This window comes from Pedobacter sp. KBW06 (genome assembly GCF_003852525.1).
Taxonomy (GTDB): domain Bacteria; phylum Bacteroidota; class Bacteroidia; order Sphingobacteriales; family Sphingobacteriaceae; genus Pedobacter.
On record NZ_QAJL01000002.1, the window covers coordinates 1,055,167 to 1,068,602 of the forward strand.

12 protein-coding genes are annotated in these 13,436 nt (G+C 40.6%); 5 read left to right on the forward strand and 7 right to left on the reverse strand.

The window, feature by feature from the left end:
- Both DBR43_RS14570 and DBR43_RS14575 read left to right on the forward strand, forming a co-directional pair.
- Complete coding sequence (locus tag DBR43_RS14570; protein ID WP_124581965.1) at window positions 1-1,161, forward strand: glycosyltransferase; 1,161 nt, start codon at window positions 1-3, stop codon at window positions 1,159-1,161.
- 2 nt (window positions 1,162-1,163) lie between these two features.
- Window positions 1,164-2,120, forward strand: a complete 957-nt coding sequence (locus DBR43_RS14575; protein ID WP_124581967.1) for a glycosyltransferase — start codon at window positions 1,164-1,166, stop codon at window positions 2,118-2,120.
- Window positions 2,121-2,123: 3 nt separating this feature from the next.
- On the opposite strand, the gene DBR43_RS14580 is transcribed toward DBR43_RS14575, so the two are convergent.
- The gene (locus DBR43_RS14580; RefSeq protein ID WP_124581970.1) at window positions 2,124-2,930 is read right to left on the reverse strand and encodes a glycosyltransferase family 2 protein; all 807 of its coding nucleotides are present in this window, start codon (window positions 2,928-2,930) and stop codon (window positions 2,124-2,126) included.
- A 105-nt stretch (window positions 2,931-3,035) separates the two neighbouring features.
- Here DBR43_RS14580 and DBR43_RS14585 point away from each other — a divergent pair, with 105 nt between their 5' ends.
- Window positions 3,036-4,163, forward strand: coding sequence for a glycosyltransferase family 4 protein (locus tag DBR43_RS14585; protein ID WP_124581972.1), 1,128 nt, complete (start codon window positions 3,036-3,038; stop codon window positions 4,161-4,163).
- A 33-nt stretch (window positions 4,164-4,196) separates the two neighbouring features.
- Here the strand turns inward: DBR43_RS14585 and DBR43_RS14590 are convergent, their stop codons facing one another.
- A complete protein-coding gene (locus DBR43_RS14590) occupies window positions 4,197-5,012 on the reverse strand; it encodes a class I SAM-dependent methyltransferase (RefSeq protein ID WP_124581974.1) in 816 nt (271 codons plus the stop codon).
- 6 nt (window positions 5,013-5,018) lie between these two features.
- A complete protein-coding gene (locus DBR43_RS14595; RefSeq protein ID WP_148090764.1) occupies window positions 5,019-6,197 on the reverse strand; it encodes a glycosyltransferase in 1,179 nt (392 codons plus the stop codon).
- Window positions 6,198-6,327: 130 nt separating this feature from the next.
- Here DBR43_RS14595 and DBR43_RS14600 point away from each other — a divergent pair, with 130 nt between their 5' ends.
- The gene (locus DBR43_RS14600; protein WP_124581978.1) at window positions 6,328-7,356 is read left to right on the forward strand and encodes a glycosyltransferase family 61 protein; all 1,029 of its coding nucleotides are present in this window, start codon (window positions 6,328-6,330) and stop codon (window positions 7,354-7,356) included.
- Window positions 7,357-7,422: 66 nt separating this feature from the next.
- On the opposite strand, the gene infB is transcribed toward DBR43_RS14600, so the two are convergent.
- The 4 genes from infB to DBR43_RS14620 form a co-directional block, all read right to left on the reverse strand.
- Window positions 7,423-10,497: a translation initiation factor IF-2 gene (gene infB / locus DBR43_RS14605; RefSeq protein WP_124581980.1), complete on the reverse strand. Its 3,075-nt coding sequence runs from the start codon at window positions 10,495-10,497 to the stop codon at window positions 7,423-7,425.
- Between the two features lie 116 nt (window positions 10,498-10,613).
- Window positions 10,614-11,849, reverse strand: coding sequence for a transcription termination factor NusA (gene nusA / locus DBR43_RS14610; protein WP_074611552.1), 1,236 nt, complete (start codon window positions 11,847-11,849; stop codon window positions 10,614-10,616).
- Between the two features lie 2 nt (window positions 11,850-11,851).
- Complete coding sequence (rimP, locus tag DBR43_RS14615) at window positions 11,852-12,316, reverse strand: ribosome assembly cofactor RimP (protein WP_124581982.1); 465 nt, start codon at window positions 12,314-12,316, stop codon at window positions 11,852-11,854.
- Window positions 12,317-12,509: 193 nt separating this feature from the next.
- A complete protein-coding gene (locus DBR43_RS14620) occupies window positions 12,510-12,944 on the reverse strand; it encodes a hypothetical protein (protein WP_124581984.1) in 435 nt (144 codons plus the stop codon).
- Between the two features lie 18 nt (window positions 12,945-12,962).
- Here DBR43_RS14620 and DBR43_RS14625 point away from each other — a divergent pair, with 18 nt between their 5' ends.
- Complete coding sequence (locus tag DBR43_RS14625; RefSeq protein ID WP_124581986.1) at window positions 12,963-13,310, forward strand: phage holin family protein; 348 nt, start codon at window positions 12,963-12,965, stop codon at window positions 13,308-13,310.
- Window positions 13,311-13,436: the final 126 nt, after the last annotated feature.

Sequence of the window (13,436 nt, forward strand, 5' to 3'; positions counted from 1 at the left end):
ATGAAAAAGGTTCTGTTTTTCATGCCCGATAATCCGCTAAAGAAAAATGCAGGAAACAAAATCCGGGCAATGAGCTTTCTTGAGTATTTTAAATCGCGGAACTTCGACATCCACTTTGTAAGTGAGTACTCCTGGGGAGAATGGAATAAAGAGGAGATCGAACAGTTTGAAAAAAGCAACCTGGTCAATACCGTTTCAGTTTTAAAGCGTAAGGCTTCCAAAAAGAATCCTGTTTACTACCTGTTTTGCCATAAACTGTTCAATTTTTTTTATCAGAAAAAATGGGGGATCCTGCCTTTCGGATTTCCTGACCTGGTTACCTATAAGCTAAAAAAAGCTTTTGACCGTCTTTTAAAACAGAATAAATACGACTATATCTTCATTAATTATGCAAGCTGGTCTGCACTGATAGAAAAAAATCCTCTGGTCGGAAATGCCAAAACTATATTGGATACCCATGATTTCCTGACCGCACAAAACCAGCGAAAATACGCTATTGGAAAGTCTTTTCAGGAAGAGATCAGGAGGCTTTCTCTTTTTGATCATGTGCTGGCCATCTCCATTGAAGAACAATACATCTTTAGTCAGTTTTGTAAAACAGATGTTAAACTTGCTCCAATGATGATTGAGCAACCGCCTGTTGGCACAATACCATATCAGGAAAGGAAGTTTGACCTGATCTATGTAGCCAGTAAAAATCCGCACAATGTGGAAGCGGCAAACTGGTTTATGACACAGATCTATCCCTTCTTACCCAAATCCATTAACATATGTATTATTGGTCAGATCACCTCATTCATCAAGGGAGATCAACCTAATATCACCAAAATTCCATTCGCAGAAGATCTGGCCACCTATTACCATCAGGCCAAAATCGCCATTTGTCCGATGCTCTCCGGTACCGGAACAAAAATCAAGGTGGTCGAAGCACTTTCCTACCACCTTCCTGTAGTCTGCAACACGCGTGGAATAGATGGCCTGATCAACAAAACAAATAATGGGTGTCTCGTCGCTGATCTTCCGGAGGCATTCAAAGATCATATATTAAGTCTTCTTGATCACACAGAAACCTATACGGAACAATCTCTATACGCAAAGTTCACCTATGAATCTGGTTATGAGCAGGAATCCTGTTACAAAAAACTAGACCAGCTATTTTAATTATGACTCAATTCTTTACCATTGCTACGACCAACTATCTTCCATATGCAGTTTCATTATTAGATTCTGTAAAACAATACCATCCCGAGTTTGAGCTGAGTGTCTGTCTCACCGATTACCTTGACCAGGATACGATAGCGAAGAACCCATTGATGAGCAAATACCCGATGGTACAGCTTCACGAAATAGCAGCAGAAGAATTCGATTTGATTACGAAAATATACAGTCCGATGGAACTGGCCAATTCGGCTAAAATTTTATTTGCCGAATACTTTCTGAATAAAAAAGAAGTCGAACAGGTGATCTTTTGTGATTCGGACATTCTTTTTTTTAACCGCCTTCCGGAAAGTGTGATCCAGAATCACGACTTGATTTATACGCCTCACTTCACTTCAGCGCCAGATCTCGACATGAAAAGACAAGAGTTGGAGGTATTGAATGCAGGGATGTTTAATGGTGGCTTTTTTAAACTCAAAAAATCCGAAGAAGCTACAAAATTTATAAAATGGTTTCGTCCCAGATGCGTTCCGAGTTGTATTTCTGATCGCTGCAACGGTTATTATTACGATCAGCTATGGATTAACTTCGTTCCGTTATATTTTAAAGATGCCCATATTGAACGTGACCAAGGGATGAATATGGCCTATTGGAATCTACATGAACGGGTGATTTCGGAAAAGGACAACCAGTTTATCGTTAACGAGGCAACTCCCTTATCCTTTTTTCATTTTAGCGGATGGGATTATAATGACCCATCGGTCATCTCAAAATGGTCACTATTTAACCCTGGTACCCGCCCGGATATCGCTCCCCTGCTCGCGAGATATCATGAGGCACTACAAAAGAACGAATATGAGGCCTATATCAAACTTCCTAATTACTACACTGCAAGGAATGATTCTCAAAAGAAATCATTCTTTAAAAAGCTAAAACAGAAACTCTTTAAGAAAAAACACTAGCATTTAGCGGGAGGGTCCCAGTTTAGCGGCCTTGATCATTTTTTTAACGAAATACCTGGCCTTTCTAAAATAGGCAATCTTCTGCATTTCTCTTTCCATGACCGCGAAGCGCTCATAATCTTTATAGAAGAATGGGAAATACTGTTCAAAGATGTCTAACCTCTCCTTAGCTAAAGTTGGATAGTTAACCGGATCAGAGCTGATGCCATCTTTATTGAACAATGCAATGAACCGATCCACATGACGGTAGGAACAACCGTGTTTTGAGACAGCGATCAGAAAGAATGCCCAATCAGAAATAATGGTGTAATCTTCGTTGTATAAACCAACAGTATCAAAAAGAGTTCTTTTTATAAATGTAGACTGATGAGGAATACTGGTTTTGAAAAAGGTACTGAAAGTTAATTCCGTATCCGGAATCCACTCTGTTCTCAAAGCCCCGTCAATGATCATCTGATTTCCATATACCAGTTCTTCTTTCAGTCCCATATCGGCTACATCCTGAATCACGTGCTCATCCATTAGAAGATCGCCGCTATTGATAAAAAGCAGGTACGTTCCGCTGGCTGCTTTAATTCCCTTATTCATGGCATTAAAGATCCCCTTATCCCGCTCGCTTACCCAATAAGCGATCCCTGTCTCATACTTTGTTATAATGTCTTTACTATGATCCGAAGAGCCACCATCAATAACTATGTACTCTATGTTTTTATACGTTTGTGCAATTACTGAACGAATTGTTTCTCCCAATCCTGCGGCATCGTTATAGCTAATTGTTATAATGGAAATTTTCAAATCGTCCAAACCCATCTGAGACTTTTATAATTAGTTTTAGTAATAATGCCTTGCTATATTTACACTTTTTAATACGGCGCAGGTTGAGGTCTTCCTCAAAAAACATCTTCAACAAAAATAATGATTAAAATACTCTTAGACCCACAAATATTCAACAATCAAACATTTGGGGGAATTTCCAGGCAGTATACAGAGATATACAAACATTTAAATCAGAATGAAGACGTTTTGGTTCAATGCCCCATTTTTTACACCGATAACATCTATTACAAGGAAAGTGAATTTTTTAGGGATACCTATCAGCAAAATCATGATTTTAAAATCAGGTACAGCCAGATTTTTCGCAATTATCTGCCAAAAAAACTAAAGAAAAAGAACCTGAAAGAAACGCTTGAACAGTTAAAATCACAAAATTCAGAGGTTTTTATCCCCACTTATTATGATCCTTATTTTCTGGACGCACTCGGTCAAACGCCTTTCGTGCTTACGGTATATGACATGATTCATGAGTTATTTCCGAAATACTTTGCCGGAGATAAATTCACTGCAAGCAGTAAAAAACTGCTGCTGGAAAAAGCCACAAAAATAATCGCCATTTCACAAAACACCAAGGACGACATTCTGCGGATTTACCCACATATAGAGGCCTCGAAGATTGAAATCGTATATCTGGCATCCAGCATAAAGCCTGATGATACACGCCCGCTAAACCTTCCTGAAAACTACCTTCTTTTTGTTGGTCACAGGTCATTGTATAAGAATTTCAACTTTTTTATACAAGCTGTTGCCCCTATTCTGATAGCCCGCCCGGAATTAACGGTCCTTTGCGCCGGAGGTCATCAATTTACGGAAGAGGAATGCCGGTTAATCGAACAATTAGGGATTAAAAAACAGGTTGTCCAGCAGGATTTCGAAGATGCCCAGCTCGCTTCGTATTACAGGAATGCCAATTGTTTTATATTTCCTTCCGAATACGAGGGCTTTGGCCTGCCTGTGCTTGAAGCAATGATCAGCGAATGCCCTGTAGTATTACCGCAGCACAGCTCCTTCCCTGAAGTGGCGGGAGAAGCAGGTGTTTATTTTGAACTGAACAATGCCGAAGACCTCAGACAAAAAATATACGGACTTCTGGAAGATCCGGAAAGCCGGCAGCATTACATCAAAAAAGGACTGGAACAAGCCACAAAATTCAGCTGGAAAAGAACAGCTTTAGGTTATCTTAAGGTCTGCAGGCAGGCAATACAGTAATCTTGCTGACAAAGATCCGATCCTGATTTGCAGTTAACTGTTTAATTTTGCTTTAACGTCATGAAAATCCTTAGCCAGCAGGCTTTCTCTTGGCATAATCTGCTTGCGGTCATATCTTGCAACTTTCCTTTTCATCACCTTTAAAAGGTAAGGAGGCCTTTGTTCTTCGAATGGATTTTCACTCAACTTCTTTTTAGTAAACAAATGCGTATTCACGCCATCTGAGTAACAATGTAAGCCCAGTTCTTTGGCAATAAAATGAAGCGATTTCTCGGTATATAAAGCGATATGCTGTCCGGTTTCGGGAACAATATACCACCAATCAGAAAGGTTATTCTGCATTTCTTCCGGTTGGAGCTCAGTAGTGAATAAGAGATTGTCAGAGAGTGCCAGCATCGTCCGAATCTCCTCCATAGGATTAACCAGGTGCTCCAGCACTTCAAAAGCGGTAACCAATTCAAAGTTGTCCTGCTGGGGGCAGTTGGCGAGATCAAAATACTCCGCAAAAATATTTTGGCAATAGATATCACTATGGTAATAATCATATCCTTTATCCCGCATCAGCCGGGTAAAAATACCATATCCGCCTGCATAATCAAGAAACCGTTTATTGGCATCAAAATGACGGGGAAGTATTTTTAAAGTCTTATCCCTGACCACTTCATTTCTGGATAACATTCCTATATCAAGTTTTGTAATCGCCGATGAATAAGCTTCCTCCAGCCAATAAGGCTCCTCAGTCTGTACAAACCCAGTATCCAAACACCTGTAATATTTTACATCATATTTTTTTAATACTTTAGTGACAAAGGCAAGTTCAGTTTGTCCGCCGGTAATTTTACTCTTCATTAGCTCCTATTTTCTATAATTTAATATGCCTGAAAGCTCAGACGTCAATATGCCCATTAATTCCTTTTTCATATGATCGCCAGAAAAATTAGCCCTGGTGTATTCCTTTACCGCATTGCTATATGCTATATACGTATCATCATCCAATGCCAAAACCTGATTTATAGTGTCATTCAACACCTCTGGAGATAAGCCTTCCATTTCAAAAATAAACCTTTCCTGCGGCAGACCACAATACTTGCTCACGATTGGGATTAATCCGGCAGCCATTGGCTCGATGGTGCCCCCCGGGAGCCCGTCGATGTAACTTGGGGCAACACAATAAGTACAAGCTTCCACAATCTCTTTCATCTCTTCTGAATCCATCCTGATGTTCTTGTAAAGACGAACATTTGAGCCTTCTCTCAACAGCAAATCCTGGTAGTACCGCTCAAAGCTTTCATCCATTTGCTGTACGACAATGTAAAAATTTAAATCCTGCCTCAATCGCGCCACCTCCAGCAATATAAAAAGGCCTTTGGTGATCAGCTTCGCACCACTTAAAAACAGGAAATTAGAAGTTCTACCTTCCCTGCATTTGGGTTTAAATCCTTCAAAGGCATTGAGAATGTTATTATTTAAGCTGCAAACCCGGTTTTTCACCCTCGACCGATAATCATTCAGCACAAGCCCATGCGCAAATATGATGTCTAAATCAGCATTGAAATTGGAATAATAGCAGATATTTTTCATTACGTTAGCTTCATTTGCAAGCCATAAGCCCGAAAGCCGGTAGAAGTCTTCAATGCTGGTCAGACTCATCTTATTATGCAAATCTTCATGAGCCCCGGTTACAAAATGAATTCGGGGAACAGATCTGTCCGGGTGGTAAAATGATTGCTCAAAATTATATCCCAAGCCAAAAATAACAGCATACTTACCGTAATCTATCACCAGATCATGGTTCATATAATCGACCACATCTACATTGTATCCCAATGCCGAAAAACACTCCGCAGCGACATGAGCGGTTACATAATTCTGATGTGTAAACTGATTAACGGACTGAAAAGGATAAACAATATAGGAAATCAAAACATGCCTGCTGTAGTTGGTATGATATACATTGATGATCTCTTTCTTAGCAGCGGTATGCTTTCCAAACCGGTTTTTTATAATCCTCCTTAATCCCATGGTCAAACTCAAAATATGGAAACGAAGTTAATCTAAAATCAAACAGGTTTCAAAAATTATCTCCCCTCCCTCGTTTAAAACCTTCTCATAAATAATTTTATATTTGTTCTTAAACAAAAATGCTTGTCCGAAAGCAAATTACATGACCGAAAACATCCTGGATAGCTATACTATCAACCGACAAATGCCCGAAAACTATATAGAAGGTGAACTTGACTTCTGTAAAGATGAATTTTCGTACCGCACTTATAACGTACAACTCATTGACCTAAAAAATTGCATTGTCAATAAAAGGGGGTTTATCTACGAAGAGGCGAAATTCCGGTTAAGCAAAATTAACCTGATCGATGAACAGCTTTACCCCAAATTCTTCAGCATCAAACATTATATAAAGAGGGTCCTGGTTAAGAAAAAAAGGGTTCTTAAGGAGGGCAATTACCTTTTGGCCTATGACGATTGGACCAATGCGCATTACCATTGGTTTTGTGACCTTCTTCCGAGGTTATTTGTGATAAAGGATCGGCTTAAAGATTACACGCTTTTGCTCCCGGACACTGCTTATGTTAGAGACCAGGGGCTGAAAAGTCTGGACTTTTTTGAGCTCCGGCCTGCGGCTATAGAATTTATTCAGGAAGGCGAGCTGGTTAAAGTGAAGCAGCTGTCAGTGTTAACACATACCTGCCTGAGTGGTTACATCAATGATAAAATCATGCAGGATATGCAGGACTTTATTTCAACCAAAGTCGATTATTCGCACAGTGCCAGCAGGAAACTATACATTACCAGGGACAAAGCAAGATATAGGAAAGTATTAAATGAACCTGAAGTACTGGCAGCTGTTAAGGAATTTGGCTATGAAGTAATCCGGTACGAAGACTATAGCTTCAAAGAGCAGGTTGCCCTCACTGCTTCGGCAAAATCGATTGTTGCAATGCATGGGGCGGGTCTGGTTAACATGCTCTATCTGCATCCGCAGGGGTCTGTTCTGGAATTCAGAAGAAACAAAATCTACCACAATCAGTGTTTCTGGCATTTGGCTAAAGCGCTTCGTTTAAAATATTACTATTTATTTGGAACTCCTGATGATGAAAACCTGGTCATCGAAGGAGAGGGTTGCAATTTAACGATTGACATTACACTGCTGAAAAGTACGCTTGCGATGATGGAATAATTGCTCCCAAAAAAAAGAGCCAGCATCAATGATGCTGGCTCTTATATCTGTTTTATAACAGGGAACTTAAAGTTTCCTTTTTACTTCTACCTGTTCGTAAGCTTCAACGATATCACCTACCTCGATGTTGTTAAAGTTATGAATGTTCAATCCACACTCGTAACCTCTTGCCACTTCTTTCACGTCATCTTTATAACGTTTCAATGAAGCAAGTTCACCTGTGTAAACAACCACACCATCTCTAACGATACGGATCTTGCTGTTACGTGTAATCGTACCATCCAATACCATACATCCTGCAATGGTTCCCACCTTAGTAATTTTGAAGGTTTCTCTGATCTCCACATTCGCAGTGATCTTCTCTTCAAACTCCGGAGCCAACATACCTTCCATCGCCGCTTTAATCTCATTGATTGCATCGTAGATGATAGAATATAACCTGATGTCAATTTGTTCAGCCTCGGCCAGTTTACGCGCTCCTGAAGAAGGACGAACCTGGAAACCGATGATGATCGCATCAGAAGCAGAAGCTAACAATACATCAGATTCAGAGATCTGACCTACCGCTTTACTAATGATATTGATTTGAATCTCTTCCGTAGACAATTTCAACAATGAGTCAGATAATGCCTCGATTGAACCATCCACATCACCTTTAACAATCAGGTTCAGCTCTTTAAAGTTACCGATCGCCAAACGACGGCCGATCTCATCCAGAGTAATGTGTTTCTGAGTACGAAGACCCTGCTCACGCATCAGTTGTAAACGTTTGTTGGCAATTTCTCTCGCCTCAACTTCACTTTCCAATGCATTGAATCGATCACCCGCTGTAGGGGCACCCTGCATACCCAATACCTGTACCGGTACTGAAGGTCCTGCTTTATCTACTTTCTGTCCACGTTCGTTAAACAACGCTTTAACACGTCCGCTATAACTACCTGCCAGAATCGGATCTCCGATTTTCAAAGTACCTGCCTGAACAAGAACGGTAGTTACAATACCACGTCCTTTATCTAAGGTTGCTTCAATAACACTACCTGTAGCACGTTTGTTAGGATTCGCTTTAAGGTCAAGCAATTCTGCTTCCAGTAAAACTTTCTCCAATAACAAGTCTACGTTTAGTCCGCTTTTACCTGAAATCTCCTGCGACTGGAAGTTACCTCCCCAATCCTCTACCAGGATGTTCATGATCGATAATTGCTCGCGTATTTTATCTGAGTTTGCACCCGGTTTATCAATTTTTGTGAAGGCAAATACCAATGGTACGCCCGCTGCCTGAGCATGGTTGATGGCCTCTTTAGTTTGTGGCATCACCGCATCATCCGAAGCAACAACAATGATGGCAATATCGGCTACTTTCGCACCACGTGCACGCATCGCCGTAAAGGCTTCGTGACCCGGGGTATCTAAGAAAGTAACTTTCTTACCTGTAGGTGTGGTTACCATATAAGCACCAATGTGCTGTGTAATACCACCGGCCTCACCAGCCACTACGTTTGCTTTACGGATATAATCCAGCAATGAAGTCTTACCATGATCGACGTGACCCATGATGGTCACTACCGGTGCTCTCGGCTCTAAATCTTCGTCATTATCTTCTTCCTCGATAACGATATCACTTTCATCATCCGGTTTAACGAATTGAATTTCGTAACCAAACTCATCTGCTACAATGGTTAATGTTTCCGCATCCAAACGTTGGTTGATGGATACAAACATTCCCAGGCTCATACAGGTTCCGATAATTTTAGTTACCGGTTCATCCATCATTGTGGCCAACTCATTTGCCGTAACAAATTCCGTCACCCTTAACACTTTGGATTGTAATTCCTGCTCCATTGCTGCTTCATCTGCCGAAAGGGCAACATCATCACGTTTCTGACGACGTAGTTTAGCACGTTGAGCAAACTTACCAGATTTACCAGCGCCACTTAAACGTGCAAGTGTTGCTTTGATCTGGTCTTGTATTTCTTTTTCCGTAGGTTCTTCTTTAGGACCGCCGCTTCCAGGAGCTCCTGGTTTGTTGTTTCTAAAGTTAGGCCTGTTGGCTGTGTTGTTAGTATTGTTCCTGAAATCAGGTCTGTTGGTAAACGTCGGAGCTGGTTTTGGTGCTGTAGTACCTTGTCCTGCCTGGCCGCCTGCCTGCTGATTTCCTGCCGGAGTATGACCTCCCTGTCCCGGGTGTTGCCCTGGAGTCTTTTTACGCTTACGTTTCCTTTTCGCATCATTGCTGTCAGCCGAAGAGGCTACAGGAGATGATTTACGATCTGGTGTGGTAGGTAAAACGATCTTACCGATGATATTAGGTCCTGAAAGTTTTACAGAACGTGCTTTAATCACTTCTACCTCATCCGTTTTTTCAACTTTAGGGGTTTCCACAACTTTCGGCGTTTCAACTATTTTTGGTGCTTCCACTGGTTTAGGAGTTTCTTTTACTTCGGGCTCTGTTTTTGCAACAGGTTGCTCAACAGGCTTTGGAGTCTCTTCCACCTTAGGTTGTTCTACTACAGGTTGAACCACTTCTTCCTTTACGGCTTCCACTGGTTTCTCTACTGGTTTCTCTTCTACAGGTGCTTTCTCCACTGGAGCAGGGGCTGGTGTTGGTTCTACCACTTTAGGTGCTTCAGCCACCGGCTGAGGTACTTCAGGTGCTTCTTCTTTCTTCACCGGACGGGTTTTAGCGTTTAAATCATCAAGATTGATTTTTCCTACTATTTTCACACCCGGCAATGCTCCCTCTTCAGGTTTCTCTTCTGTTTTTTCTACCACTGGAGCTGCCGGTTTTGCGGGAGCTTCTTCTTTAGGTTTCTCTACAGGAGGAGTATACGAATGAAGGTTCTTGATAAGAATGCCTTCATTTTCGAATTCTACATTTTTTCTAGGTGCTTCCGCAACTTTCTCAGTCACTTCCGGCTCATCACGACGAATTTTACCAATAACAATCTGATTGGCTTCTTCTTTTACGATCTTATCGCCCTGAAACTCTTTCAACAGCGCATTATACATGTCGCGGGAGAGCTTAGTAGTGGGTTTATTCTCAACAGAAAAGCCTTTCTTTTCTAAAAACTCAACGGCCGTAGCAATGCCTACGTTAAGTTCCTTAACTGCTTTAAATAAAATTATTGGTTTGTCGTCTGACATTGATATCCTATTTTTTCTTTAATTCTTATACAAAAGTAACGTTTATTCTTGTTTATTTCATGGGTATGTGATTTGTTTTTAATTGCCACATAGTTCGCACCTATTCAAGATAACGTTTATTCAAACTCTGATTTTAATATACTCATCACTTCTTTGATGGTTTCTTCTTCAAGATCGGTACGTTTTACCAACTCATCAATTGAAAGTGCAAGTACACTTTTTGCGGTATCACAACCGATCGCTTTCAGCTCATCGATGATCCAGCTATCGATTTCATCTGAGAATTCTTCGATATCCACATCTTCATCTTCTTCGCCTGCTTCACGATACACATCAATTTCGTAACCGGTTAATTTACCAGCCAGTTTAATGTTGTGCCCACCTCTACCGATAGCCAATGAAACCTGATCTGGTTTCAGGTATACCGAAGCGTGTTTTGTTTCATCATCTAACTTAATAGAAGTGATTTTAGCCGGACTTAATGCCCTGGTAATGTATAGTGAAATATTGTTGGTGAAATTGATCACGTCAATATTTTCATTTTTAAGTTCTCTTACGATACCATGTATCCTTGAACCTTTCATACCCACACAAGCACCAACCGGATCAATTCTGTCGTCATAAGACTCCACAGCAACTTTTGCTCTTTCTCCCGGTTCACGAACGATTTTCTTAATGGTAATTAAGCCATCAAAAATCTCAGGAACCTCAATTTCGAACAAACGTTGTAAGAACTCAGGGGCAATCCTTGAAATGATAATTTTTGGAGTAGCATTTACCATGTCTACTTTTAGAATTACCGCACGGACAGTATCACCTTTTTTGAAGTAATCGGCAGGGATCTGTTCAGTTTTAGGCATCATCAACTCATTGCCTTCATCATCCAGTACCAAAGTTTCTTTTTTCCAAACCTGGTAAACTTCTCCCGTTACAATCTCTCCAACCCTATCCTTATATTTTTTAAAGATCTCGTCTTTCTCTAATTCCAATACTTTAGAAACAAGCGTCTGACGTGCAGCTAATATCGCTCTACGGCCGAAGCTTTCTAAAGTGATCTGCTCAATGTAGTCGTCGCCAACTTCCATATCAGCATCCAAAAGCTTTACTTCAGCAAGTTCGATTTCCAGGTCATCATCTTCAGAAAAACCATCCTCCATCACTTTTCTTGTACGCCAGATTTCCAAATCTCCGTTGTCCGGGTTAACGATTACGTCACAATTCTCATCAGTACCGTATTTTTTACGCAACATACTGCGGAATACCTCTTCCAGCACACTAATCACTGTAGGACGGTCGATGTTCTTGAACTCTTTGAATTCCTGAAATGAATCGATTAAATTAATATTGCTCATTTTTATTTAAATGAAATTAAAACCTTTGTTTCTGTTATATTACTAAAGTCGATACTGGTTTCAACCAGTTGCGCCTTTTTACCTTTTTCTTTAACCTTCGCTTCGATGGTTATGCTCTGATCTTCTACAGAAAGCAGCTTCCCTTCCTTAATTTCCCCACCATTCAGCTTAACACTTAATTCCCTGCCAATATTTTTTGTATACTGTCTCTGAAGTTTAAGCGGTTCACCTACACCGGGAGAAGAAACTTCTAAATTATACGCTTTTTCAATCGTATTTTCTTCTTCCAGATGGAAGCCCACATGTCTGCTGATTGCGGCACAATCCTGAATACTGATTCCCTCATCGCCATCGACATGAATAATAAGCTTATTGTTTGGAAGCATTTTTACCTCAACCAAAAACAACTCCGGCCTATCCGAAATTTTCTCTTCAACTAACGCTGTAACTCTTTTTTCTACCTGCATAACCAATTTCCAAATAAAAGAAAAGAGGGGACCTCTGCCCCCTCTTGCCCTCTATTACAAATGCAAAGATATGAAATATTTTTTCAAAATAAAAATGAGAAACATCTTATGTGCAATGTATGTGCAACTTTTTCAACAAGATACACCTGAAGAGCAGGGGACACTTCCATCTGCGCAGCAGCAAAACTATCGTTTACCTCGTTAAGAATTTTTGCTGGGGCTTAATGCTATAACTAACTTTTCCTTTGACCACCTCTTCGACACCGCCAAAACGAATGTTTAAATGGGTAATCACCAGATAATCACGCCCTTTCACGAAAGACGCTACAGGAACGAACACGATATTGCTATCCGTCAGCATCACCTTTCCTGCGATTGGCTCCTCCCTGATGGCAGAATCCTTTTCTGAAGGAGTCTGAAGAACAGAGATCATCTCATTCAGGGTAGAATCTCCTTTATCACTGTTTTTAAGCTCCAGCAATCCCCTCGGGTCAATGTGACTAATTACAATTTTTGTACTGTCCGAAGAAAAATCTATGGAAAGTGGCTTATTATTTGCATTGGAACAGGCAAAAAACAAACTCATGGAGCACATTGCCCCTGTCAGCTTTACAAAACATTTTAACATACCACTAAATTAAACATTATGAGACTCATTGTAGAAATTTTATTATTAGGACTTGCTGTATTCCTGGGCGCAAAACTCATTCCGGGTGTTCATGTAGACAGCTATTGGGCTGCCATTGTCGCCGCAGTACTCATTTCACTGGCCAATGCAACCATTGGAACGATCTTACGCATTTTCACCTTTCCCATCAATTTTCTTACACTCGGCCTGGTATCTTTTATTATTACCGTGCTGATGATTCTATTGGTAGACAATATGATGAGCAGCTTTAATACCAGTGGATTTTGGGCAGCTGCATTTCTTGCAATTGTAGTCGCTTTAATTAAAGCTGTATTTGGCTCAATTGCGGGAACAGAAAAGGACTAAACTGCTTCGTATGAAGCCAGGATAGAACACGGATAGAACAGGGACAAAATGCGTGTTTGATCCGAGATTAATTCTAGGCTCATTGCTCTTCATTCCGAAGCAGTCTCCGGATAGCGCAGGCTTCCT

What these genes read in the sequence shown, in the direction of transcription:
- DBR43_RS14570 (WP_124581965.1), top strand. Translation starts at nt 1, where the DNA reads ATGAAAAAGGTTCTGTTTTTCATGCCCGATAATCCGCTAAAGAAAAAT.
- DBR43_RS14575 (WP_124581967.1), top strand. Translation starts at nt 1,164, where the DNA reads ATGACTCAATTCTTTACCATTGCTACGACCAACTATCTTCCATATGCA.
- DBR43_RS14580 (WP_124581970.1), bottom strand. Translation starts at nt 2,930, where the DNA reads ATGGGTTTGGACGATTTGAAAATTTCCATTATAACAATTAGCTATAAC.
- DBR43_RS14585 (WP_124581972.1), top strand. Translation starts at nt 3,036, where the DNA reads ATGATTAAAATACTCTTAGACCCACAAATATTCAACAATCAAACATTT.
- DBR43_RS14590 (WP_124581974.1), bottom strand. Translation starts at nt 5,012, where the DNA reads ATGAAGAGTAAAATTACCGGCGGACAAACTGAACTTGCCTTTGTCACT.
- DBR43_RS14600 (WP_124581978.1), top strand. Translation starts at nt 6,328, where the DNA reads ATGACCGAAAACATCCTGGATAGCTATACTATCAACCGACAAATGCCC.
- infB (WP_124581980.1), bottom strand. Translation starts at nt 10,497, where the DNA reads ATGTCAGACGACAAACCAATAATTTTATTTAAAGCAGTTAAGGAACTT.
- nusA (WP_074611552.1), bottom strand. Translation starts at nt 11,849, where the DNA reads ATGAGCAATATTAATTTAATCGATTCATTTCAGGAATTCAAAGAGTTC.
- rimP (WP_124581982.1), bottom strand. Translation starts at nt 12,316, where the DNA reads ATGCAGGTAGAAAAAAGAGTTACAGCGTTAGTTGAAGAGAAAATTTCG.
- DBR43_RS14620 (WP_124581984.1), bottom strand. Translation starts at nt 12,944, where the DNA reads ATGTTAAAATGTTTTGTAAAGCTGACAGGGGCAATGTGCTCCATGAGT.
- DBR43_RS14625 (WP_124581986.1), top strand. Translation starts at nt 12,963, where the DNA reads ATGAGACTCATTGTAGAAATTTTATTATTAGGACTTGCTGTATTCCTG.